At 63.2% G+C, this 21043-nt stretch carries 26 protein-coding genes and 1 pseudogene; 16 read left to right on the top strand and 11 right to left on the bottom strand.

Annotated elements, in window-relative coordinates; all coding sequences use genetic code 11:
* Nucleotides 1-10 precede the first annotated feature (10 nt).
* Both ACQKPE_RS19085 and tldD read left to right on the top strand, forming a co-directional pair.
* Nucleotides 11-862 (top strand): carbon-nitrogen hydrolase family protein, encoded by an 852-nt coding sequence (locus ACQKPE_RS19085; RefSeq protein WP_427668182.1) that lies wholly within the window; start codon nucleotides 11-13, stop codon nucleotides 860-862.
* A 2-nt stretch (nucleotides 863-864) separates the two neighbouring features.
* Nucleotides 865-2304 carry a metalloprotease TldD gene (gene tldD, locus ACQKPE_RS19080; RefSeq protein ID WP_427668181.1) on the top strand — a complete coding sequence of 480 codons (1440 nt, stop codon included), beginning with the start codon at nucleotides 865-867 and terminating at the stop codon, nucleotides 2302-2304.
* Nucleotides 2305-2342: 38 nt separating this feature from the next.
* Here the strand turns inward: tldD and yjgA are convergent, their stop codons facing one another.
* Nucleotides 2343-2864, bottom strand: a complete 522-nt coding sequence (yjgA, locus tag ACQKPE_RS19075; protein WP_427668180.1) for a ribosome biogenesis factor YjgA — start codon at nucleotides 2862-2864, stop codon at nucleotides 2343-2345.
* Between the two features lie 108 nt (nucleotides 2865-2972).
* On the opposite strand from yjgA, the gene pmbA reads away from it, so the two are divergent.
* The 7 genes from pmbA to ACQKPE_RS19040 all read left to right on the top strand — a co-directional run bounded on the left by pmbA (nucleotide 2973) and on the right by ACQKPE_RS19040 (nucleotide 9678).
* Entirely contained in the window at nucleotides 2973-4319 is a 1347-nt protein-coding gene (pmbA, locus tag ACQKPE_RS19070; protein WP_427668179.1) for a metalloprotease PmbA, read from the top strand.
* Nucleotides 4320-4406: 87 nt separating this feature from the next.
* Entirely contained in the window at nucleotides 4407-5771 is a 1365-nt protein-coding gene (locus tag ACQKPE_RS19065) for a TldD/PmbA family protein (protein ID WP_427668178.1), read from the top strand.
* A 128-nt stretch (nucleotides 5772-5899) separates the two neighbouring features.
* Nucleotides 5900-6301 (top strand): FagA protein, encoded by a 402-nt coding sequence (locus ACQKPE_RS19060; RefSeq protein ID WP_427668177.1) that lies wholly within the window; start codon nucleotides 5900-5902, stop codon nucleotides 6299-6301.
* Complete coding sequence (gene fumC, locus ACQKPE_RS19055; RefSeq protein WP_427668176.1) at nucleotides 6294-7670, top strand: class II fumarate hydratase FumC; 1377 nt, start codon at nucleotides 6294-6296, stop codon at nucleotides 7668-7670. The genes ACQKPE_RS19060 and fumC overlap by 8 nt, the downstream gene beginning before the upstream one ends.
* 28 nt (nucleotides 7671-7698) lie before the next feature.
* Entirely contained in the window at nucleotides 7699-8160 is a 462-nt protein-coding gene (locus ACQKPE_RS19050; RefSeq protein WP_427668175.1) for a hypothetical protein, read from the top strand.
* A gap of 1 nt (nucleotide 8161) precedes the next feature.
* Nucleotides 8162-8773 carry a superoxide dismutase gene (locus ACQKPE_RS19045; protein ID WP_427668174.1) on the top strand — a complete coding sequence of 204 codons (612 nt, stop codon included), beginning with the start codon at nucleotides 8162-8164 and terminating at the stop codon, nucleotides 8771-8773.
* 11 nt (nucleotides 8774-8784) lie between these two features.
* Entirely contained in the window at nucleotides 8785-9678 is an 894-nt protein-coding gene (locus ACQKPE_RS19040) for a ZIP family metal transporter (RefSeq protein WP_427668173.1), read from the top strand.
* A gap of 19 nt (nucleotides 9679-9697) precedes the next feature.
* Here the strand turns inward: ACQKPE_RS19040 and ACQKPE_RS19035 are convergent, their stop codons facing one another.
* The 10 genes from ACQKPE_RS19035 to ACQKPE_RS18990 all read right to left on the bottom strand — a co-directional run bounded on the left by ACQKPE_RS19035 (nucleotide 9698) and on the right by ACQKPE_RS18990 (nucleotide 16707).
* A complete protein-coding gene (locus ACQKPE_RS19035) occupies nucleotides 9698-9970 on the bottom strand; it encodes an HPr family phosphocarrier protein (RefSeq protein WP_427668172.1) in 273 nt (90 codons plus the stop codon).
* A 20-nt stretch (nucleotides 9971-9990) separates the two neighbouring features.
* Nucleotides 9991-10845: an RNase adapter RapZ gene (rapZ, locus tag ACQKPE_RS19030; protein ID WP_427668171.1), complete on the bottom strand. Its 855-nt coding sequence runs from the start codon at nucleotides 10843-10845 to the stop codon at nucleotides 9991-9993.
* 2 nt (nucleotides 10846-10847) lie between these two features.
* A complete protein-coding gene (gene ptsN / locus ACQKPE_RS19025) occupies nucleotides 10848-11315 on the bottom strand; it encodes a PTS IIA-like nitrogen regulatory protein PtsN (RefSeq protein ID WP_427668170.1) in 468 nt (155 codons plus the stop codon).
* A 12-nt stretch (nucleotides 11316-11327) separates the two neighbouring features.
* A complete protein-coding gene (gene hpf / locus ACQKPE_RS19020; RefSeq protein ID WP_225787173.1) occupies nucleotides 11328-11636 on the bottom strand; it encodes a ribosome hibernation-promoting factor, HPF/YfiA family in 309 nt (102 codons plus the stop codon).
* A gap of 78 nt (nucleotides 11637-11714) precedes the next feature.
* The gene (locus ACQKPE_RS19015) at nucleotides 11715-13211 is read right to left on the bottom strand and encodes an RNA polymerase factor sigma-54 (protein ID WP_427668169.1); all 1497 of its coding nucleotides are present in this window, start codon (nucleotides 13209-13211) and stop codon (nucleotides 11715-11717) included.
* Nucleotides 13212-13389: 178 nt separating this feature from the next.
* Nucleotides 13390-14115, bottom strand: coding sequence for an LPS export ABC transporter ATP-binding protein (lptB, locus tag ACQKPE_RS19010; protein WP_427668168.1), 726 nt, complete (start codon nucleotides 14113-14115; stop codon nucleotides 13390-13392).
* Nucleotides 14116-14640: a lipopolysaccharide transport periplasmic protein LptA gene (gene lptA / locus ACQKPE_RS19005; RefSeq protein WP_427668167.1), complete on the bottom strand. Its 525-nt coding sequence runs from the start codon at nucleotides 14638-14640 to the stop codon at nucleotides 14116-14118.
* Complete coding sequence (gene lptC / locus ACQKPE_RS19000; protein ID WP_427668166.1) at nucleotides 14627-15199, bottom strand: LPS export ABC transporter periplasmic protein LptC; 573 nt, start codon at nucleotides 15197-15199, stop codon at nucleotides 14627-14629. Before lptC ends, lptA begins: the two co-directional genes overlap by 14 nt.
* An 8-nt stretch (nucleotides 15200-15207) precedes the next feature.
* Nucleotides 15208-15732, bottom strand: a complete 525-nt coding sequence (locus ACQKPE_RS18995; RefSeq protein ID WP_427668165.1) for a KdsC family phosphatase — start codon at nucleotides 15730-15732, stop codon at nucleotides 15208-15210.
* A complete protein-coding gene (locus ACQKPE_RS18990; protein ID WP_427668164.1) occupies nucleotides 15733-16707 on the bottom strand; it encodes a KpsF/GutQ family sugar-phosphate isomerase in 975 nt (324 codons plus the stop codon).
* Nucleotides 16708-16955: 248 nt separating this feature from the next.
* On the opposite strand from ACQKPE_RS18990, the gene ACQKPE_RS18985 reads away from it, so the two are divergent.
* From ACQKPE_RS18985 to ACQKPE_RS18955, 7 genes and pseudogenes are all read left to right on the top strand, one after another.
* Nucleotides 16956-17765 (top strand): ATP-binding cassette domain-containing protein, encoded by an 810-nt coding sequence (locus ACQKPE_RS18985; RefSeq protein ID WP_375099756.1) that lies wholly within the window; start codon nucleotides 16956-16958, stop codon nucleotides 17763-17765.
* Nucleotides 17765-18562, top strand: coding sequence for a lipid asymmetry maintenance ABC transporter permease subunit MlaE (mlaE, locus tag ACQKPE_RS18980; RefSeq protein ID WP_427668163.1), 798 nt, complete (start codon nucleotides 17765-17767; stop codon nucleotides 18560-18562). Before ACQKPE_RS18985 ends, mlaE begins: the two co-directional genes overlap by 1 nt.
* Entirely contained in the window at nucleotides 18562-19047 is a 486-nt protein-coding gene (gene mlaD, locus ACQKPE_RS18975; RefSeq protein WP_427668162.1) for an outer membrane lipid asymmetry maintenance protein MlaD, read from the top strand. Before mlaE ends, mlaD begins: the two co-directional genes overlap by 1 nt.
* Nucleotides 19048-19056: 9 nt before the next feature.
* Nucleotides 19057-19710: an MlaC/ttg2D family ABC transporter substrate-binding protein gene (locus tag ACQKPE_RS18970; protein ID WP_427668161.1), complete on the top strand. Its 654-nt coding sequence runs from the start codon at nucleotides 19057-19059 to the stop codon at nucleotides 19708-19710.
* The gene (locus ACQKPE_RS18965) at nucleotides 19707-20009 is read left to right on the top strand and encodes an STAS domain-containing protein (protein ID WP_427668160.1); all 303 of its coding nucleotides are present in this window, start codon (nucleotides 19707-19709) and stop codon (nucleotides 20007-20009) included. Before ACQKPE_RS18970 ends, ACQKPE_RS18965 begins: the two co-directional genes overlap by 4 nt.
* Nucleotides 20010-20127: 118 nt before the next feature.
* A complete protein-coding gene (locus ACQKPE_RS18960) occupies nucleotides 20128-20367 on the top strand; it encodes a BolA family protein (protein ID WP_427668159.1) in 240 nt (79 codons plus the stop codon).
* A 24-nt stretch (nucleotides 20368-20391) separates the two neighbouring features.
* Nucleotides 20392-21043 (top strand): annotated as a pseudogene (locus ACQKPE_RS18955) (hypothetical protein); the annotation flags it as partial.

Raw genomic sequence — 21043 nt, 5'->3', positions numbered from 1 at the left:
AGGAGCCTCGATGAAGTCAGCGGTGATCCAGATGGTCAGCCAGGACGATGTACTGGCGAACCTGCAACGCGCCAGCACCTTGCTCAAGCAGGCGGCCGACGGTGGTGCGCGCCTGGCCGTGCTGCCGGAGAACTTCGCAGCCATGGGGCGACGCGACGCCGCTGCCATTGGCCGCGCCGAGGCCCTGGGCGACGGGCCGATACTGCCCTGGTTGAAACGCACCGCCCGCGACCTCAAGTTATGGATTGTCGCCGGTACCTTGCCGCTGCCCCCGGCCGACCAGCCCGAGGCCAAGGCCCATGCCTGCTCGCTGCTGATCGACGAGGACGGCGCCGTGGCGGCGCGTTACGACAAGCTGCACCTGTTCGATGTGGATGTGACGGACAACCGCGGTCGTTATCGCGAGTCCGATGACTATGCCCATGGCGCCCAGGTGGTGGTCGCCGATACGCCGGTCGGACGCCTTGGCCTTTCGGTGTGCTACGACCTGCGCTTCCCGGAGCTGTACAGCGCCTTGCGCGCAGCCGGGGCCGAGCTGGTCAGCGCGCCAGCGGCCTTTACTGCGGTGACCGGTGCGGCGCACTGGGACGTGCTGGTGCGCGCGCGGGCCATCGAAACCCAGTGCTATTTGCTGGCGTCGGCCCAGGGCGGAACCCATCCAGGCGCCAGGGAAACCCATGGCCACGCGGCGATCGTCGACCCTTGGGGGCGGATCGTCGCGCAACAGGCGCAAGGCGAAGCAGTACTGCTGGCCGAGCGCGACAGTGATGAACAGGCGTCCATTCGGGCGCGCATGCCGGTGGTGTCGCACCGGCGCTTTTTCTCGCAGGACGCCTTGCGGCCTGCGCACACCTCGGAGTGACTATGAGCCAGATGTTATCCACCGTCAGCGAGCAGCTCCTGGCCCCAGGCGGACTCACCCTGGACAGCCTGCAGGCCGTGCTGGGTGAGTTGGCCGGCCCAGGCATCGATGCCGCCGACCTGTACTTCCAGGGCCAGGTCTCGGAAACCTGGGCGCTGGAGGACGGCATCGTCAAGGAGGGCAGCTTCAACCTCGACCAGGGCGTGGGCGTGCGTGCCCAGTCCGGCGAGAAGACCGGCTTCGCCTACAGCAACGCGATCAACCTCGAAGCGTTGACCTCCGCTGCCCGCGCCGCCCGCTCGATTTCCCGAGCCGGCCAGGAAGGCAAGGTGCAGGCCTTCTGCAGCCAGGATGTAACGGCGCTGTATGCGCCTAACAACCCGCTGGATGTGCTTAGCCGTGCTGAAAAAGTCGACCTGCTCAAGCGCGTCGATGCCGCTACCCGCGCGCTGGACCCGCGTATCCAGCAGGTGAGCGTGAGCATGGCTGGGGTCTGGGAGCGTATTCTCATCGCCGCCGCCGATGGCAGCCTGGCCGCCGATGTGCGTCCCCTGGTTCGTTTCAACGTCAGTGTGATCGTCGAGCAGAACGGTCGCCGCGAGCGGGGCGGGCAGGGCGGTGGTGGGCGTACCGACTACCGCTACTTCAGCGATGAGCGGGTGATGGGCTATGCCCGCGAGGCATTGCGTCAGGCCTTGGTCAACCTGGAAGCGCAGCCTGCGCCGGCCGGTACCTTGCCGGTGGTGCTCGGGCCGGGCTGGTCCGGGGTGCTGTTGCACGAAGCGGTCGGCCATGGCCTTGAAGGCGACTTCAACCGCAAAGGCAGTTCGGCCTACAGCGGTCGTATCGGCGACCAAGTGGCGTCCAAGCTGTGCACCATCGTCGACGACGGCACCCTCGAAGGGCGCCGCGGCTCGCTGAGCGTCGATGACGAAGGCACGCCGACCGAATGCACCACGCTGATCGAGAACGGCATCCTCAAGGGCTACATGCAAGACAAACTCAACGCCCGGCTGATGGGCATGGCGGTCACCGGCAACGGTCGGCGCGAATCCTATGCGCACCTGCCCATGCCCCGCATGACCAACACTTACATGCGTGCAGGCGAAAGCGACCCGCAGGAAATCATCGCGTCGGTGAAAAAAGGCATCTACTGCGCCAACCTTGGCGGTGGCCAGGTAGACATCACCAGCGGCAAGTTCGTGTTCTCCACCAGCGAGGCCTACCTGATCGAGGATGGCAAGATCACCCGCCCGGTCAAGGGCGCGACGCTGATCGGCAATGGGCCTGAGGCGATGAGCCGGGTGTCGATGGTCGGTAACGACCTGGCGCTGGACAGCGGCGTGGGTACCTGCGGCAAGGACGGGCAGTCGGTGCCGGTGGGTGTTGGCCAGCCGACCCTGAAGCTCGATGCGATTACCGTGGGTGGTACTGGGGCGTGATAGCGCTGGGGCCGCGTAGCAGCCCCAGCTGGCGGGCGTCAGCGCAAGCCGCGCTGGGTCTCGTCGAGGTCGCGGATGTACTTGAAGACCTTGCGCGCAGCGGCAGGCGGCTTGTTCCGCGCTTTTTCGTGCTGGGCGTGACGGATCAGCGAACGCAGGTGCTGACGGTCGGTGTCGGGGTACTCGTTGACGAAACGTTCCAGGTCTTCGTCATTACCGTCCACCAAGCGGTCGCGCCAGCGCTCCAGGCCGTGGAAGCGCTCGTTGTACTGGCGGGTCGAGCTGTCGACCTGTTCGAGCAAGGCGTTGATGGCGTCAATGTCCTGGTCGCGCATCAGCTTGCCGACGAACGACATGTGGCGTTTGCGGGCGCCGTGGGCGGTGTGTTTGGAAGCATCGGCCAACGCCTTGCGCAACTCGTCGGTCAGCGGCAGGCGTGCCAGGGTCTCGGCCTTGACGGTGGTGAGCCGCTCGCCGAGTTCGACCAGCGCATGCAGCTCGCGCTTGATCTGGGTTTTGCTTTTTTCGCCGTCGAAGGCGTCGTCGTATGAATCAACCATGGTGGCAGTCCGCAGGAAATCGCCGCCATGATAACCAGTCGGGGGCCGCTTTGTCCGGCCCGGTCGTGCAAGACCTTCGCCGAACGCAGAATTTGAGTGGAGAAAACCATGAGTGCAGTCCAGAGCATCGGTCCGAAGGACCTGCCAGCGTTGCAGGAGCAGGTCGAGGCGATCATCACCGAGGCGCGCCGCCAGGGCGCCAGTGCCTGTGAGGTCGCGGTATCGCTGGAGCAGGGCCTGTCTACCACTGTGCGCCAGCGCGAGGTGGAAACCGTCGAGTTCAACCGCGACCAGGGCTTTGGCATTACCCTCTATGTGGGGCAGCGCAAGGGCTCGGCGAGCACCTCGGCCAGCGGCCCGGATGCCATTCGCGAAACCGTGGCCGCAGCGCTGGCCATCGCCAAGCACACGTCCGAAGATGAATGCTCGGGCCTGGCCGACGCGGCCTTGATGGCCCGCGAGCTGCCAGACCTGGACCTCTACCACGACTGGGACATCAGCCCCGAGCAGGCCATCGAGCAGGCACTGGCCTGCGAAGCGGCGGCCTTCGATGCCGATGCGCGCATCCGAAACGCCGATGGCACCACCCTCAATACCCACCAGGGCTGCCGTGTGTATGGCAACAGCCATGGTTTTATCGGTGGCTATGCCTCCACCCGTCACAGCCTCAGCTGCGTGATGATCGCCGAAGGCGACGGGCAGATGCAGCGTGACTACTGGTATGACGTCAATCGCCAAGGCCAGTTGCTGGCCGACCCGCGCAGCATCGGCCAGCGCGCCGCTCAGCGTGCCGCGAGCCGCCTGGGCGCACGCCCGGTTCCCACCTGCGAAGTGCCGGTGCTGTTCTCGGCAGAGCTGGCCGGTGGCCTGTTCGGCAGCTTCCTGTCGGCGATTTCCGGCGGCAATCTTTACCGCAAGTCTTCGTTCCTCGAGGGCGCCATCGGCCAGCGACTGTTCCCGACCTGGCTGACCCTCGACGAGCGCCCGCACCTGCCACGTGCGCTGGGCAGCGCAGCCTTCGATGGCGATGGCCTGGCCACCTACGCCAAGCCGTTCGTCGACAAGGGCGAGTTGGTGTCGTACGTGCTGGGCACCTATTCCGGGCGCAAGCTGGCCCTGCCCAGCACGGCCAACTCCGGCGGCGTGCACAACCTGTTCGTCACCCATGGCGTGGAAGACCAGGCGGCGTTGATTCGCCGCATGGGGCGTGGCTTGTTGGTCACCGAGCTGATGGGCCACGGCCTGAACATGGTAACTGGCGACTATTCCCGTGGCGCAGCCGGGTTCTGGGTCGAGAACGGGGAAATCCAGTTCCCAGTCCAGGAAGTGACCATTGCCGGCAACATGAAGGACATGTTCCAGCAGATCGTCGCCATTGGCAGCGATATCGAAACCCGCAGCAATATCCACAGCGGTTCGGTGCTGATCGAGCGGATGACCGTCGCCGGTAGCTGAACTCAGTCCCGGTAGTAGCTGGATAGGGCCCGCCCCTGCCTGAAGACTCCAAGCTGGCTGCTCCACAGTCAGCTTGGAGTTTTTCGAATGAGTGCAGACAAACCTTTTCAACCTGTCGATGGCGAAAGCCTGGTGGCGCTTGAGGCCCATGTTCAGGCGGTACTAACCTGTGCCCGCGATCAAGGTGCCGACGCCTGCGAAGCTCTCGCAAGGCAGGTGGTGAGCATCGAGCAGGGGGCTGCAGCAGGCCAGCTGGAGCAGCCTGCTACCGTCTCGCAGCAGCAAATATACCTGGCGGTTTATCGTAACAACCGCAAGGGCCGACGTGTCATTGCCCTCGATGCCGCCCTCGACCCTCGCGCTGCGGTGGCCGAGGCGCTGGCTTTGGCGGCTGAAGCCGACGAGGACCCCAGCGAGGGGCCTGCACTGGAACAGGACCTGGCCTGGAACCCCGTCGACCTGGACCTCTACCACGACTGGCCGCCGAGCCCATCGGCACTGCAGGACAGGGTCATGGAGTGCGAGCGCGCCACCGAGCTGGGTGATGAGCGAATTCTTGGTACGCGCCGGACCTCGCTATCCGCGACGGCAATTGCACAGGTGTTCGGTAACAGCCATGGGTTGGCGGTTGGTTATGTCGACACAACCTACCAGCTGTCGACGTATGTACGCGCCCAGCACGGCGAGGAGCGCCGCACGGCGGGCGAGTTCAAGATCGCGCGTGACCTCGCCGGGCTTGGGCAGGCGGGGGAGCTCGGTAATCTGGCGGCACGGCGTGCCATCGATCATTTGGGCGGCCGGCGATTGCCGGTGGAGCGCTGCGCCCATGTGTTCACTCCCAGCGCAAGTATCTGGGTGCTGTCGTCGCTTATCCAGGCGCTTCAGGGGCAGGCTGTAAGTACCGGGCGTTCGATCGCCGCCGGGCGACAGGGTGAGGCGCTTTTCGCGCCGGGCATAGGGGTTGTCGAGTCGCCTTTTCAGTTGAAAGGCGTGGGCAGTTCACCCTTCGATCTCGAAGGGTGTGCCATCGATGCCGGGCCCTTCGTCGAGGCAGGCCTTCTGCAGCGATACGCCCTTGACTCCGTATCGGCGCGTCGGCTGGGGCTGAGCAATACCGGCAATGCCTCGGCTACGCTGAAAGAGGCTCGCAACCTCGCCTTCATCCCGGGGACTGGCAGCCAGGCCGATTTGCTCGGCAACATGGGGCAGGGTGTTCTGGTTGCCGAAGCGCGTGCGCCGCAGGTCGATATCGAAGCAGGCACCTTTAGCCTGAAAGCCATCGGGTTCTGGGTGGAGAACGGCATCGTGCAGTATCCCCTGGAGCCTTTCACGATCGAGTCGCCACTGCTGGAGCTGTGGCAGAAAATCAGCGAAGTGGGTAGTGATCTTCAACAAATAAGCCGCATTTGTGGTACTTCGGTGCTAATCGATGACCTGATCGTTCATCACTGACCTGGCGTGGCGCTGACTTTCGGCGATTTAGTGCCCGGGCTCATGCCGGGCACGTTTCGTCATTTCTCTATTGAAGTGATTCTATTTATCACTTAATAATGAATATCATTACCCGAAGCCCATTGGCGATGATGTTCATGAAACCCGTCCTCCACGAACTGCCCTACCTGGAAAACTGGCGCTGGCTCAGTCGGCGCATCCGCTGCGCACTCGAACCCGACGAGCCCCGGCTGATCGAACATTACCTCGCCGAGGGCCGCTACCTGGTGTGCTGCACCGAAACCTCGCCCTGGACCGTCGCCCTGACCTCCTTCCGCCTGCTGCTCGATACCGCCTGCGACCGCATGTTGCCCTGGCATTGGCGCTGCCTGTGCCTGGACCAGGCCTGGCGCCCGCTGCTGGACCTGCGCAACCTCGACCGCCGCGAGCAGAACCTGCGCTGGCAACCCTATGCCATGCAGCTGGCCAACTGCGTCCTGCTGCCTTCGATTTCCCCCGACGAACTGATGCAAGGACTTGAAGATGAGTAATACCCGTATCGAGCGTGACAGCATGGGTGAGCTGCAGGTGCCGGCCCAGGCCCTGTATGGTGCCCAGACCCAGCGCGCGGTCGACAACTTCCCGGTCAGCGGCAAGCCGATGCCGGCCCAGTTCATCCGTGCGCTGCTGCTGGCCAAGGCGGCCGCGGCCAAGGCCAACGTCGAGCTGAACCAACTGAGTGCCGAGCAAGGCCAGGCTATCGTCAAGGCCGTGGAGCAACTGCTGGCCGAGGACTTCATCCAGCATTTCCCGGTGGATGTGTTCCAGACCGGCTCCGGCACCAGCTCGAACATGAATGCCAACGAGGTGATCGCCACCCTGGCCAGCCGCGTGCTGGGCGACAAGGTCAACGCCAACGACCACGTCAACTGTGGCCAGAGCAGCAACGACATCATCCCCACCACCATCCATGTCAGCGCCGCGCTTGCACTGCACGAGCAACTGCTGCCGGCCCTGCGCCACCTCACCCAGGTGATCGAGGCCAAGGCGGTGGAAGTGCATCAATACGTGAAGACCGGTCGTACCCACCTGATGGACGCCATGCCGGTGCGCATGAGCCAGGTACTCGGTGGCTGGGCCGCACAGGTCAAAGGCGCCCAGGCACACCTCGAAGCGACCCTGCCCAGCCTGCAGGCACTGGCCCAAGGCGGCACCGCAGTGGGCACTGGCATCAACGCCCACCCGCAGTTCGCCGCAGGCTTTGCCAAGCAGCTCAGTGGCCTGACCCAGGTTGAGTTCACTCCAGGCGAGAACCTGTTCGCCCTGATCGGCTCCCAGGACACCGCCGTGGCCCTCTCCGGCCAGCTCAAGACCACCGCCGTGGCGCTGATGAAAATCGCCAACGACCTGCGCTGGATGAACTCCGGCCCCCTGGCAGGCCTTGGTGAAATCGAGCTTGAAGGCCTGCAACCGGGCTCCTCGATCATGCCCGGCAAGGTCAACCCGGTAATCCCCGAGGCCACCGCCATGGTGGCTGCGCAGGTGATCGGCAACGACGCCACCATCGCCGTGGCCGGGCAGTCGGGCAACTTCGAGCTGAACGTGATGCTGCCGGTGATCGCCCGCAACCTCCTGGAAAGCATCGAGCTGATGGCCAACGTCAGTCGCCTGCTGGCCGACAAGGCCATCGCCAGCTTCAAGGTCAACGAAGGCAAGCTCAAGGAGGCGCTGTCGCGCAACCCGATTCTGGTGACTGCCTTGAACCCGATCATCGGCTACCTGAAGGCCGCCGAAATCGCCAAGACCGCCTACAAGCAGGGTCGCCCGATCATCGATGTGGCACTTGAGCACACGGACCTTTCCCGTGACCAGCTCCAAGCGCTGCTCGACCCGGAAAAACTCACCGCCGGCGGTATCTGATTCAGCCCTGCCGCCCAGGAGACGCGTCATGCAGCACTTCAAACGCACCACGCAAAGCGCCAACCGCCTGTTCGAACGCGGCGAGCTGGTCGATGCCCGGGAACTCTACCTGCAAGCCCTGGCATTGGCCCAGGTGCTGTTCGAGCGCTGGCATGACGTCGACGAGGCGGTCGCGGTCTTCGTGATCGCCCACCATAACCTGGCCGACCTGCACCTGCGGTTGAACCAGCCCCACGAAAGCGCCGACTACCTGTGCGCGGCGCACCAGCGCCTGCTCGAGGCCAGCCAGACCGCGCGCCTGCCACAGGCGCTGCGCGAGGCGGCCTTGCGACACAGCTCGCGTACTTACACAGAACTGCTGAACTTCATCGCCGAATTTGGCCAGTACCCACGCACCGAGCGGCTGCTCAACCGCCACGCCCCTGTGGCGAGCGAGCTGGCCGCCTTGCCGGATGTCATCCCCCGTCCACCTGCCTACGGAATCCACTGACATGCCCCATACCTTGCCTGCATTGCCCTACGCCTACGATGCGCTGGAGCCGCACATCGATACTCAGACCATGGAGATCCACCACACCAAGCACCATCAGACCTACATCAACAACCTCAACGCCGCCGTCGAGGGCACCGAGTGGGCCGAGTGGCCGGTCGAGAAGTTGGTGGCAGCGGTCAAGCAGCTGCCTGAAAAACTCCAGGGCGCGGTCATCAACCAGGGCGGCGGTCACGCCAACCACACCTTGTTCTGGACAGTGATGTCGCCCAAGGGCGGCGGTCAGCCTCAAGGCCAGGTGGCCCAAGCCATCGACGCTCAGCTGGGTGGTTTCGACAGCTTCAAGGAGGCTTTTACCAAGGCCGCACTGTCACGTTTCGGCAGCGGCTGGGCGTGGCTCAGCGTGACCCCGGCCAAGACCCTGGTGGTGGAAAGCAGCGGTAACCAGGACAGCCCGCTGATGAACGGCAACACGCCGATTCTCGGCCTCGACGTCTGGGAGCACGCCTATTACCTGAAGTACCAGAACCGTCGTCCGGAATACATCGGCGCCTTCTACAACGTCGTCGACTGGGCCGAAGTGGAACGTCGTTACCTCGAAGCCTTGAAGTGAGCTGATCTGGTATGCGCTCAGCGGTGATGTCTGTCAGCAGTGTGCGCCTGTTCCGTCAGGCGCTTGGGACTTTGCTGTTGCTGGTCGGTACCGCGCTGTTGGTGGCGCGGGGCATCGACTGGCTGGACCTGACGCCGCGCATGCTGCGCGCGTTGGAGGGCGGTGCATTGTGTGCGTTGGGCACGGCGCTGGGCGCGGTACCGGTACTGGTGATTCGCAACATGCCGGTGGCGCTGGCCGATACCCTGCTGGGCTTCGGCGCCGGGGTAATGCTGGCGGCCACGGCATTCTCTTTGATCATTCCCGGCTTGGGTGCGGCCCAGGCCATCGGTTTCAGTGACTGGGGCGCTGCCGGGCTGGTCAGTGCCGGGCTGTTGTGCGGTGCGCTGTGCCTGTTCCTGGTCGATTTGAAGGTCTCTGGCGCTTCGCCAGAGGCCCTGGTCGCAAATGCCAGCCAGCCGGTGATTGCCGCGCGGATCTGGTTGTTCGTCGCGGCCATCATCGCCCACAACATTCCGGAAGGAATGGCCATTGGCGTTTCCGCTGGGGGCGGCATGCCCGATGCCGACAGCTTGGCCATGGGCATTGCCCTGCAGGATGTGCCCGAAGGCCTGGTCATTGCGTTGGTGTTGGCGGGCGCGGGAATGCCGAGGTTCAGGGCCTTCCTGATCGGTGCTGCGTCGGGGTTGGTAGAGCCGCTGGCGGCGGTGCTTTGCGCCTGGCTGGTGAACATCGCCGAGCTGCTGTTGCCGCTGGGCCTGGCCTGCGCGGGGGGTGCCATGTTGCTGGTGGTAACCCAGGAGATCATTCCCGAGTCGCGCAGCAACGGTAATCACCGGCTAGCCAGTCTCGGGCTGTGTGTCGGTTTCTGCCTGATGATGGCGATGGATAACGCGCTGTCCTGAGGGCTCGCGCAGCGGTCACTTACTCGCCTTCGTCGAAATAGTTGTTGATAAGCGCCACCAGCGCTTCGAGGGCGTCGTTTTCCTGTTCGCCCTCGGTATACAGGTGCACCTGGGTACCCTTGCCTGCCGCCAGCATCATCACCGCCATGATGCTCTTGCCATCGACCAGTTTGTCCGGTGCGCGACCCACCCTGACCTGGCAGGGAAAGCGGCCGGCCACGCCGACGAACTTGGCTGCCGCCCGGGCATGCAGGCCTAGCTTGTTGATGATGGTGATTTCGCGGGCGGGCATCGTGGGGTGGATCCTGTGGGCTAGAGGTCGCGGTGGCGGACCTGGACGTTTTTCAGTGTGGGTTGCAGCAGTTGGCCAAGGCGTTCGGTGATGTACACCGAGCGATGGTGACCGCCGGTGCAACCGATGGCGATGGTGACATAGGCGCGGTTGCTGGCGGCGAAGCGGGGCAACCATTTGAGCAAGTAGCTGGAAATGTCCTGGAACATTTCCTCGACATCCGGCTGCGCGGCCAGGTAGTCGATCACCGGCTGATCGAGGCCGGAATGCTCACGCAGTTCCGGCTTCCAGTAGGGGTTGGGCAGGCAGCGTACGTCGAATACCAGGTCGGCGTCGATGGGCATGCCGCGCTTGAAACCGAACGATTCCACCAGGAAGGCGGTGCCGGGTTCAGGCTGGTTGAGCAGGCGCAGTTTGATCGAGTCACGCAACTGGTAGAGGTTGAGGCTGGTGGTGTCGATCTTCAGGTCTGCCAGGTCGGCGATCGGCCCGAGCAGTTCGCTTTCGACACGGATGGCCTCGGCGAGCGATCGGTCGGAATTGGTCAGCGGGTGACGCCGACGGGTTTCCGAGAAGCGCTTGAGCAAGGTGTCTTCATCAGCATCCAGGTACAGCACGTCGCATTGGATATGCCGCGCCCGGGCTTCCTCGAGCAGTTCGGGGAAGCGCGTCAGGTGGCTTGGCAGGTTGCGCGCATCGATCGACACGGCGACTTTCGGTTGCAGCAGCTCGGTATTGAGCAGCGCACTCTCCGCCAGCTGCGGCAACAGCCCAGCGGGCAGGTTGTCGATGCAGTAGAAGCCGTTGTCTTCCAGGACATCGAGCGCGGTGCTCTTGCCGGAGCCGGACCGGCCGCTGACGATGATCAGGCGCATGTTCAGTGCTCGTTCTGTGCGTCCAGGACTACCTGGTAAAGGGCCTCGCTGCTGTCGGCGGCACGCAGGCGATCACGGACCTCCTTGCGATCGAGCATGCTGGCGATCTGACGCAGCAGTTCAAGGTGTGCATCGGTGGCTGCTTCCGGCACCAGCAGGACGAACAGCAGGTCCACGGGCGCGCCGTCGATGGCATCGTAGTCGATGGCGGCATCCAGGTGCAGCAAGGCGCTGACTGGCGAATTGCAGCCTTCGAGCCGGCAATGGGGGATGGCAATGCCGTTGCCGAAACCGGTAGAACCGAGTTTCTCGCGCGCGATCAATTTCTCGAAGACGTCCTGCTCGTCGAGCTCGGGGACTTCCTTGATGATCGCCTTGGCAACGATTTCCAAAGCCTTTTTCTTACTAGTGACCCCCGGAACGTTCACCAGGGAACGGCCGGGGGTCAGGATGGTTTCAAGTCGGATCATGGATGAGGGGTATCAGCGGGCTGCTGCACCTTGCAACAGGCTCTGCTGTTTTTCCTTGTGTTTTTTCAGTTGGCGGTCGAGCTTGTCGGCCAAGGCGTCGATCGCTGCATACATGTCTTTATCTTCGGCGTTCGCAACCACTTCGCCGCCGGGAATTTGCAAGGTCGCTTCGACCTTCTGTTGCAACTTCTCGACCGTCAGGATGACCTGCACGTTGGTGATCTTGTCGAAGTGGCCTTCCACGCGAGCGAGTTTTTCAAGAACGTACTCACGCAGCGGCTGGGTGACTTCTACATGGTGTCCACTGATGTTGACTTGCATACAGCTTCTCCTTTGTTGCCCGTGCATAAAGAGGCAGGTATTGCGCCTGCCACTGAAACGCTGTGGCACATCCAGGGGCTACATCAATCGCTTGCGTTCACTCGACGGTGCGATGCCGAGGGACTCGCGGTACTTGGCGACGGTGCGACGGGCGACCTGAATGCCTTGTGCTTCCAGTAAACCAGCGATCTTGCTGTCACTCAATGGCTTTTTCGCATTTTCCGCGGCAACCAGTTTCTTGATGATCGCGCGAATGGCCGTGGACGAGCATTCGCCGCCTTCGGCGGTGCTGACGTGGCTGGAGAAAAAGTATTTCAGCTCGTAGATGCCACGCGGCGTGTGCATGTACTTCTGCGTGGTGACCCGGGAAATGGTCGACTCGTGCATGCCCACTGCCTCGGCGATGTCATGCAGCACGAGAGGCTTCATGGCCTCGTCGCCATGGTCGAGGAAGCCGCGCTGGTGCTCGACGATCTGGGTCGCGACCTTCATCAGCGTCTCGTTGCGGCTTTGCAGGCTCTTGATGAACCAGCGCGCTTCCTGCAACTGGTTGCGCATGAAGGTGTTGTCGGCGCTGGTGTCGGCACGGCGCACGAACCCGGCGTACTGCGGGTTCACGCGCAGGCGTGGGACTGCCTCCTGGTTGAGCTCAACCAGCCAGCGGTCGCTGTCCTTGCGCACGATGACGTCGGGGACGACGTACTCCGGCTCGCTGGACTCGATCTGCGAACCTGGGCGCGGGTTCAGGCTCTGCACCAGTTCGATGACCTGGCGCAGCTCGTCTTCCTTGAGCTTCATGCGCCGCATCAGCTGGCTGTAGTCGCGGCTGCCGAGCAGGTCGATGAAGTCGGTGACCAGGCGCTGGGCGTCGGCCATCCACGGGGTGCTCCTGGGCAGCTGGCGCAGTTGCAGGAGCAGGCACTCGCCCAGGTTGCGCGCGCCGACACCTGCTGGCTCGAACTGCTGGATACGGTGCAGTACTGCTTCGACTTCGTCGAGTTCGATATCCAGCTCCGGGTCGAAGCCTTCGCAGATCTCTTCGAGGGTGTCGTCCAGGTAGCCCTGGTTGTTGATACTGTCGATCAGGGTAACGGCGATCAGGCGATCGGTATCGGACATCGGTGCCAGGTTCAGCTGCCACAGCAGGTGGCTTTGCAGGCTTTCCCCGGCGGACGTGCGGGTGGTGAAATCCCACTCGTCGTCATCGTTACTGGGCAGGCTGCTGGCGCTGGTCTGGTAGATGTCTTCCCAGGCGGTGTCGACGGGGAGTTCGTTGGGAATGCGCTCGTTCCATTCGCCTTCCTCCAGGGTTTCCGTGTTGCTGCTACTGGTTTCCTGGAAGCTGCTCTCCTGGGTTTCGGCAACCGGCTTGCTGTCGCCGTTCTCGGCCATCGGGTCGCTGTTGTCGAAATCGTCGCCGTCTTCCTGACGTTCGAGCATCGGGTTCGACTCCAGCGCTTCCTGGATTTCCTGCTGGAGGTCCAGGGTAGAGAGCTGGAGCAGACGGATGGCCTGTTGCAACTGCGGGGTCATCGTCAGTTGCTGGCCCATTTTTAGGACGAGCGATGGTTTCATGGCTGGAACTTAATACCTTGTTCGCCGGCACGCATGTGCCATCTACTACAGGGCGCTAAGGCGCCGAATTTAAGCAAGTTATATGCCTGAAATTGCGGCGCTTGCCTAGACCCTGTAACAATTAAGCCTCTTGCGCGAGGCTTTGCCAGCTTGATGCAGTGCTCCAGGTTGGCCTGGGTCAGAGTCGGAACTCGTGGCCCAGGTAAACCTCCTTGACCAACTGGTTGGCCAGGATGGACTCGGAATCGCCTTCGGCGATCAGTTGGCCATCGTTGACAATGTAGGCGGTTTCGCAGATGTCCAGGGTCTCGCGCACGTTGTGGTCGGTGATGAGCACACCGATGCCTTTGGCCTTGAGGTGGTGGATGATCTGCTTGATGTCGCCCACGGAGATTGGGTCGACACCGGCGAAGGGTTCGTCCAGCAGGATGAACTTCGGTGCGGTGGCCAGGGCGCGGGCGATTTCCACGCGGCGCCGTTCGCCGCCGGACAGGCTCATGCCGAGGTTGTCGCGGATGTGGCTGATGTGGAATTCCTGCAGCAGGCTTTCCAGCTCCTGGCGCCGGCCCTCGCGATCCAGTTCCTTGCGGGTTTCAAGGATCGCCATGATGTTGTCGGCCACCGACAGCTTGCGGAAGATCGACGCTTCCTGGGGCAGGTAGCCGATACCGGCGCGCGCGCGGCCGTGCATGGGCTTGTGGCTGACGTCGTCGCTGTCGATCAGTACGCGGCCCTGGTCGGCCTGGACCAGGCCGACGATCATGTAGAAACAGGTGGTCTTGCCGGCCCCGTTGGGGCCGAGCAGGCCGACGATCTGGCCGCTGTCGATTGACAGGCTGACGTCGCGGACGACCTGGCGGCCCTTGTAGCTCTTGGCCAGGTGTTGCGCTTTGAGGGTTGCCATTTACTCGGCCTTCTTCTTCGGCTGGATCACCATGTCGATACGCTGACGCGGTGCGGTCACGTTGCCACCACGACCTGCGGTCGCCACCTGGGTCTTGGTGTTGTAGACGATTTTCTCGCCTTCGGTGGTGTTGCCTTCGTTCTCGACCTTGGCGCGGTCGGTGAGGATCACCATTTCTTTCTGCGCCTGGTACTGGATGGTCACGGCCCAGCCTTTCATCTTGTCGGGCTTGGCGGCGCTCTGCTGCTGCTCGAAGTAGGCCAGGTTGCCCACCGAGGTCACCACGTCGATGTCGCCGGAGGCGGCGCGGGTCATGGTCACGGTGTTGCCTTTGATCATCATGGAACCCTGGGTGATGATCACGTCGCCCGTATAGGTGGCCACGCCCTGCTTGTCGTCAAGGTGGGCGTTGTCCGCCTGGATGCGGATCGGCTGGTCACGGTCGGTCGGCAGGGCGAAGGCGCTCGCGCTTCCCAGTGCTGCGCTCAGGCTGAGCAAAAGGGGGAGGGTGTTAACGAGCCTCATACTGTCCTCTTACGTTGGACAGCAGGTCCATCCTGCCGTCTTTCAAATAGGCTTTCATTCCTTTGCCCGTAGTCGTGCCACCGGCGCCGTCGATTCTAACGGCTTGCTCGGTCTGCGCATATTGCTTCTGCGGGAACACGGTCATGCGGGTGGTGGTAATCAAGGTATTTCGCTGTTTTTCGTCGGTGCGGGTGACCCGCACGTCGTCGATCAGCTCCACCTCGGTGCCATCCGGGTTCACCTCGGCGCGCGCGCTCTGCACGTGCCAGGGGTACTGGGTGCCACGGTACATGTGCAGGTCCGGCTTGGTCACCAGGGTGACCTCGCTGACCTTCATGTGCTCGACCTTGTCTGCGGTCATCTCGTACTGCAGCTTGCCGTCGGGCAGGAACTGCACGCTATGGGCATTGATCGCATAGTAGTCGATGGCGTTGTCGTCGGCCTGCACCACTGGCTTGTCCATGAAGCTTTCGGGGCTGATGTTCCAGTAGCCGACCGCTACCAGCAGCGCGGCGATGGCGCCCAGCAGCACGAAGTTGCGCAATTTCTTGCTGAACATGTGAGGCCCTACAGGTAATTGGCGTTGGCAGCGTCCAGGGTGCCCTGGGCCTGCATGATAAGTTCGCAGAACTCGCGCGCGGCACCTTCGCCACCGCGGGCCTGGGTAATGCCGTGGGCGTGCTGGCGAACGAAGCTGGCTGCGCTGGCGACGGCCATGCCCAGGCCGACACGGCGAATCACCGGCAGGTCGGGCAGGTCGTCACCGAGGTAGGCGACCTGCTCGTAGCTCAGGCCCAGTTCGGCGAGTAGGCCATCGAGCACCACCAGTTTATCCTCGCGACCCTGGAACAGGTGCGGGATGCCGAGGTTCTTCGCCCGGCGTTCGACCACCGGGGTCTTGCGCCCGCTGATGATCGCGGTGGTCACGCCCGAGGCCATGAGCATCTTGATGCCCTGGCCATCGAGGGTATTGAAGGTCTTGAATTCGCTGCCGTCCTCGAGGAAGTACAGGCGACCGTCGGTGAGCACGCCGTCGACGTCGAACACCGCCAGCTTGATGGCCTTGCCGCGTTGCAACAGGTCCTGGTTCATTCACATCACTCCGGCGCGCAGCAAGTCGTGCATGTTCAGGGCGCCGGTCGGCCGGTCGTCCCGGTCGACCACCACCAGCGCGCTGATCTTGTGGTCCTCCATGATCTTCAGTGCCTCGGCGGCGAGCATCTCGGCGCGGGCAGTCTTGCCATGGACGGTCATGACTTCGTCGATGAGTGTCTTGTGTACATCGATGTTGCGGTCCAGGCTGCGGCGCAGGTCGCCGTCAGTGAATACCCCGGCCAGCTTGCCGTCGGCTTCCATTACCACGGTCATGCCCAGGCCCTTGCGCGACATTTCCAGCAACGCGTCCTTGAGCAGGGTGCCGCGTAGAACCTGCGGCAACTCGGCACCGCTGTGCATGACGTTCTCGACCTTCAGCAGCAGGCGGCGGCCCAGGGCGCCACCGGGGTGCGAGAAGGCGAAGTCCTCGGCGGTGAAGCCGCGCGCCTCCAGCAGGGCGATGGCCAGTGCGTCGCCGAGCACCAGGGCCGCGGTGGTGGAGGAGGTCGGGGCGAGGTTCAGCGGGCAGGCTTCATGGGCCACGCGGGCGTCGAGGTTGACCTCGGCGGCCTGGGCCAGGGCGGAGTCCGGGTTGCCGGTCAGGCTGATCATCTGGATGCCCAGGCGTTTGATCAGCGGCAGCAGGGTGACGATTTCTGCAGTACTGCCGGAGTTGGACAGGGCCAGGATGACATCGTCGCGGGTGATCATGCCCATGTCGCCATGGCTGGCTTCGGCCGGGTGCACGAAGAATGCCGGGGTGCCGGTGCTGGCCAGGGTGGCGGCGATCTTGTTGCCGATGTGCCCGGACTTGCCCATGCCGACCACGACGACGCGGCCCTTGCTGGCCAGGATCAGCTCGCAGGCCTTGACGAACTGGTCGTCGATGCGGGGCAGCAGGCCCTCTACGGCTTCGAGTTCCAGGCGCAGGGTGCGCTGGGCGGATTGGATCAGCTCGCTGGATTGGCTCATGTCGAAAAAGCAATGCCTGATAAAAAGGTGCCGATTATAACGGCAATGTGTGAAAGCCTCACCTTTTCAGTTGTCGTGGGTGGTTACATATCTATACCTGTCCCTGGCCTGAATAGCGCGGCCAATGACCTTGGGGCGCACCTGCCTGCGGTGCTATAGTTCGCCGCTATCCAGCCCGCCAGGGGTGCGTGTGCCTTCATGATGAGGGCCGGCGTCCCTATAGCGAGGCTGCATTGCAAGGAGTCTAGATGAGTTCGGATAGCGCCTACGCGGTCGAGTTGAAGGGTGTCACCTTCAAACGCGGTTCGCGCAGCATTTTCAGCAACGTCGACATACGCATACCCAAAGGCAAGGTCACCGGCATCATGGGGCCTTCCGGGTGCGGCAAGACGACCCTGCTTCGCCTGATGGGCGCGCAACTGCGCCCGGCCAGCGGCGAGGTCTGGGTGGCCGGTCAGAACCTGCCCACCCTGTCCCGCGGCGACCTGTTCGACGCGCGCAAGCAGATGGGCGTGCTGTTCCAGAGCGGCGCGTTGTTCACGGATCTCGACGTGTTCGAGAACGTCGCGTTCCCGCTGCGCGTGCACACCCAGCTGTCTGACGAGATGATCCGCGACATCGTGCTGATGAAGCTGCAGGCCGTGGGGCTGCGCGGCGCCATCGACCTGATGCCCGACGAGCTCTCCGGCGGCATGAAGCGCCGCGTGGCGCTGGCCCGGGCGATTGCATTGGACCCGCAGATCCTCATGTACGATGAGCCGTTCGTCGGTCAGGACCCGATCGCCATGGGTGTGCTGGTGCGCCTGATTCGCCTGCTGAACGACGCCCTGGGCATCACCAGCATCGTGGTGTCCCACGACCTGGCGGAGACGGCGAGCATTGCCGACTACATCTATGTGGTCGGCGATGGCCAGGTGCTGGGGCAAGGTACGCCGGATGAACTGATGGGCTCGGACAACCCGCGCATTCGCCAGTTCATGAAGGGCGACCCGGACGGCCCGGTGCCATTCCATTTTCCTGCGCCTGACTACCGCGCCGATCTGCTGGGGGCGCGTTGATGCGCAGAAAATCCTTACTCGAACGTATCCGCCTGTTCGGTCGCGCCGCCATCGACGTGCTCGCGGTGCTGGGGCGCTCGTGCCTGTTCCTGTTCCACGCCCTGGCTGGACGTGGCGGCATCGGTGGCAGCTTCCAGTTGCTGGTCAAGCAGCTTTACTCGGTGGGTGTGCTGTCGCTGGCGATCATCGTGGTGTCCGGGGTGTTCATCGGCATGGTCCTGGCGTTGCAGGGCTACAGCATCCTCACCAAGTACGGCTCGGAGCAGGCCGTGGGGCAAATGGTGGCGCTGACCCTGCTGCGCGAGTTGGGGCCGGTGGTCACTGCCTTGCTGTTCGCTGGCCGCGCCGGTTCCGCGCTGACCGCCGAAATCGGCAATATGAAATCCACCGAGCAACTGTCGAGCCTGGAAATGATCGGCGTCGACCCGCTCAAGTACATTGTCGCGCCGCGCCTGTGGGCGGGCTTCATCTCGTTGCCGCTGCTGGCGCTGATCTTCAGCGTGGTCGGCATCTGGGGTGGGTCCTGGGTGGCGGTGGACTGGCTTGGGGTCTACGAGGGTTCGTTCTGGGGCAACATGCAGAACAGCGTGTCGTTCACCAACGACGTGGTCAACGGCTTGATCAAGAGCCTGGTGTTCGCGTTCGTGGTGACGTGGATCGCCGTATTCCAGGGGTATGACTGTGAGCCCACTTCCGAGGGGATCAGCCGTGCCACTACCAAGACCGTGGTCTATGCCTCATTGGCAGTCCTGGGTCTGGACTTTATTCTGACCGCCTTGATGTTTGGAGATTTCTGATGCAAAACCGCACCCTGGAAATCGGTGTCGGCCTGTTCCTCCTGGCCGGGGTTCTGGCGCTGTTGCTGCTGGCCCTGCGGGTCAGTGGGCTGTCGGCCAACCCGAGCGGCGACACGTACAAAGTTTACGCCTACTTCGACAATATCGCCGGTTTGACTGTCAGAGCTAAGGTGACCATGGCCGGTGTGACCATCGGCAAGGTCACGGCCATCGACCTGGATCGCGATTCCTACACCGGTCGGGTGACCCTGCAGCTGGACAAGAAGGTCGACAACCTGCCGACCGACTCCACTGCCTCGATCCTGACCGCCGGGTTGCTGGGCGAGAAGTACATCGGTATCAGCGTGGGTGGCGAGGACGACGTGCTCAAGGAAGGTGGAACCATCCATGACACCCAGTCGTCACTGGTACTGGAAGATCTGATTGGCAAGTTCCTGCTCAACAGCGTTGGCAAGGAACCGAAAGAAGCCCCACCGGCTAATTGAGGAGTTCCCATGATTTCGACCCTGCGACGTGGCCTGCTGGTGTTGCTGGCGGCCTTTCCCCTGATTGCCCTGGCTGCGCCTGGCCAGACGCCCCATGACGTGGTGCAGAACACCACCAACGAGCTGCTGAGCGACCTCAAGGCCAACAAGGAACAGTACAAGAGCAATCCGGGCGCCTTCTACGACGCACTCAACCGCATCCTTGGCCCGGTGGTCGATGCCGACGGTATTTCCAAGAGCATCATGACCGTCAAGTATTCGCGCAAGGCAACGCCTGAGCAGATGCAGCGCTTCCAGGAGAACTTCCGCCGTAGCCTGTTCCAGTTCTATGGCAACGCGCTGCTCGAGTACAACAACCAGGGCATTACCGTCGACCCGGCCAAGGCCGACGACGGCAAGCGCGCCTCGGTGGGCATGAAGGTTTCCGGCAACAACGGCGCCGTCTACCCGGTCCAGTACACCCTCGAGAACCTGGGTGGCGAGTGGAAAGTGCGCAATGTCATCGTCAACGGCATCAACATCGGCAAGCTGTTCCGCGATCAGTTCGCCGACGCCATGAGCCGCAACGGCAATGACCTGGACAAGACCATCGACGGCTGGGCGGGTGAAGTGGCCAAGGCCAAGGAAACCGCCGACAACTCGCCAGAGAAGACCGTCAAATGAGCGAAACCGGCGTGAGCATGGCCGAGCCGGGCGTTCTGCGCCTGGCCGGTGTGCTGGACTACCGCAGCGGCCCAGCCCTGCGCAAGGACGGCCAGGCACTGATTGCCGCCTGTCGCGAACCGCGCCTGGTGCTCGATTGCTCGGCGGTGGTGAAGTCCAGCAGTGTCGGTCTTTCGTTGCTGCTGGGCTTCATGCGTGATGCCCAGGCGTCTGGCAAGGCCTGCGAAGTACGCGGCATGCCGGACGACATGCAGGAAATTGCCGGGGTCTACGACCTCGATGAAGTGCTTGTGGGCTGATGGCCCGTGAGCCAGGGTAAGCCCCTCGGTCAGCGCAGCCTTTCTTGGGCTTCGCAGGCGAGGGGCTTTTTTGTATGATGGCCGACCCGCGCGCACTGGGCGCCGATTGAGGTTGAGCATGCAGGCCGTAGAAGTTAAGAGCTTCCTTGAAGAAAAACTGCCGGGAACCCGGGTCGAAGTTGAAGGCGAAGGCTGCAACTTCCAGTTGAACGTGATCAGCGACGAGTTGGCCGGCCAGGGCCCGGTCAAGCGCCAGCAGGCGATCTATGCTCACCTGAACCCGTGGATCGCCAACGGCAGCATCCATGCGGTAACCATGAAATTTTTCAGCAGCGCAGCCTGGGCTGAGCGCACCTGAGCCAACGTTGGCGGCGAGATTGAAATGGACAAACTGATTATCACTGGCGGCGCGCGTCTCGACGGCGAGATCCGCATTTCGGGGGCCAAGAACGCGGCCCTGCCGATCCTTTCCGCGACCCTGCTGGCCGATGGCCCGGTCACTGTGGGCAACCTGCCGCACCTGCACGATATCACCACCATGATCGAGCTGTTCGGTCGCATGGGCATCGAGCCTGTGATCGACGAAAAGCTCTCGGTGGAGATCGACCCGCGTACCATCAAGACCTTGGTGGCGCCGTACGAGCTGGTCAAGACCATGCGTGCCTCGATCCTGGTGCTTGGCCCCATGGTCGCGCGCTTCGGTGAAGCCGAAGTGGCCCTGCCCGGCGGTTGCGCCATTGGCTCGCGTCCGGTCGACCTGCACATCCGTGGCCTGGAAGCCATGGGTGCGAAAATCGAAGTCGAAGGCGGCTACATCAAGGCCAAGGCCCCCGAAGGCGGCCTGCGCGGTGCGCACTTCTTCTTCGATACCGTCAGCGTGACCGGTACCGAGAACATCATGATGGCGGCTGCCCTGGCCAAGGGCCGCAGCGTGCTGCCAGAATGCCCTGTTCGGCAGTTGGCTGAGCGCGACCTTGACCAGGGCCAGGCCTACGCCCAGGCCGCCCTGCTTGGTGGTGAAGAATGGCTTGAAC

Origin of the sequence: Pseudomonas sp. NPDC089554 (assembly GCF_050280645.1) — a bacterium.
GTDB lineage: Bacteria > Pseudomonadota > Gammaproteobacteria > Pseudomonadales > Pseudomonadaceae > Aquipseudomonas.
This window is presented reverse-complemented; position numbering and strand designations above follow the sequence as displayed.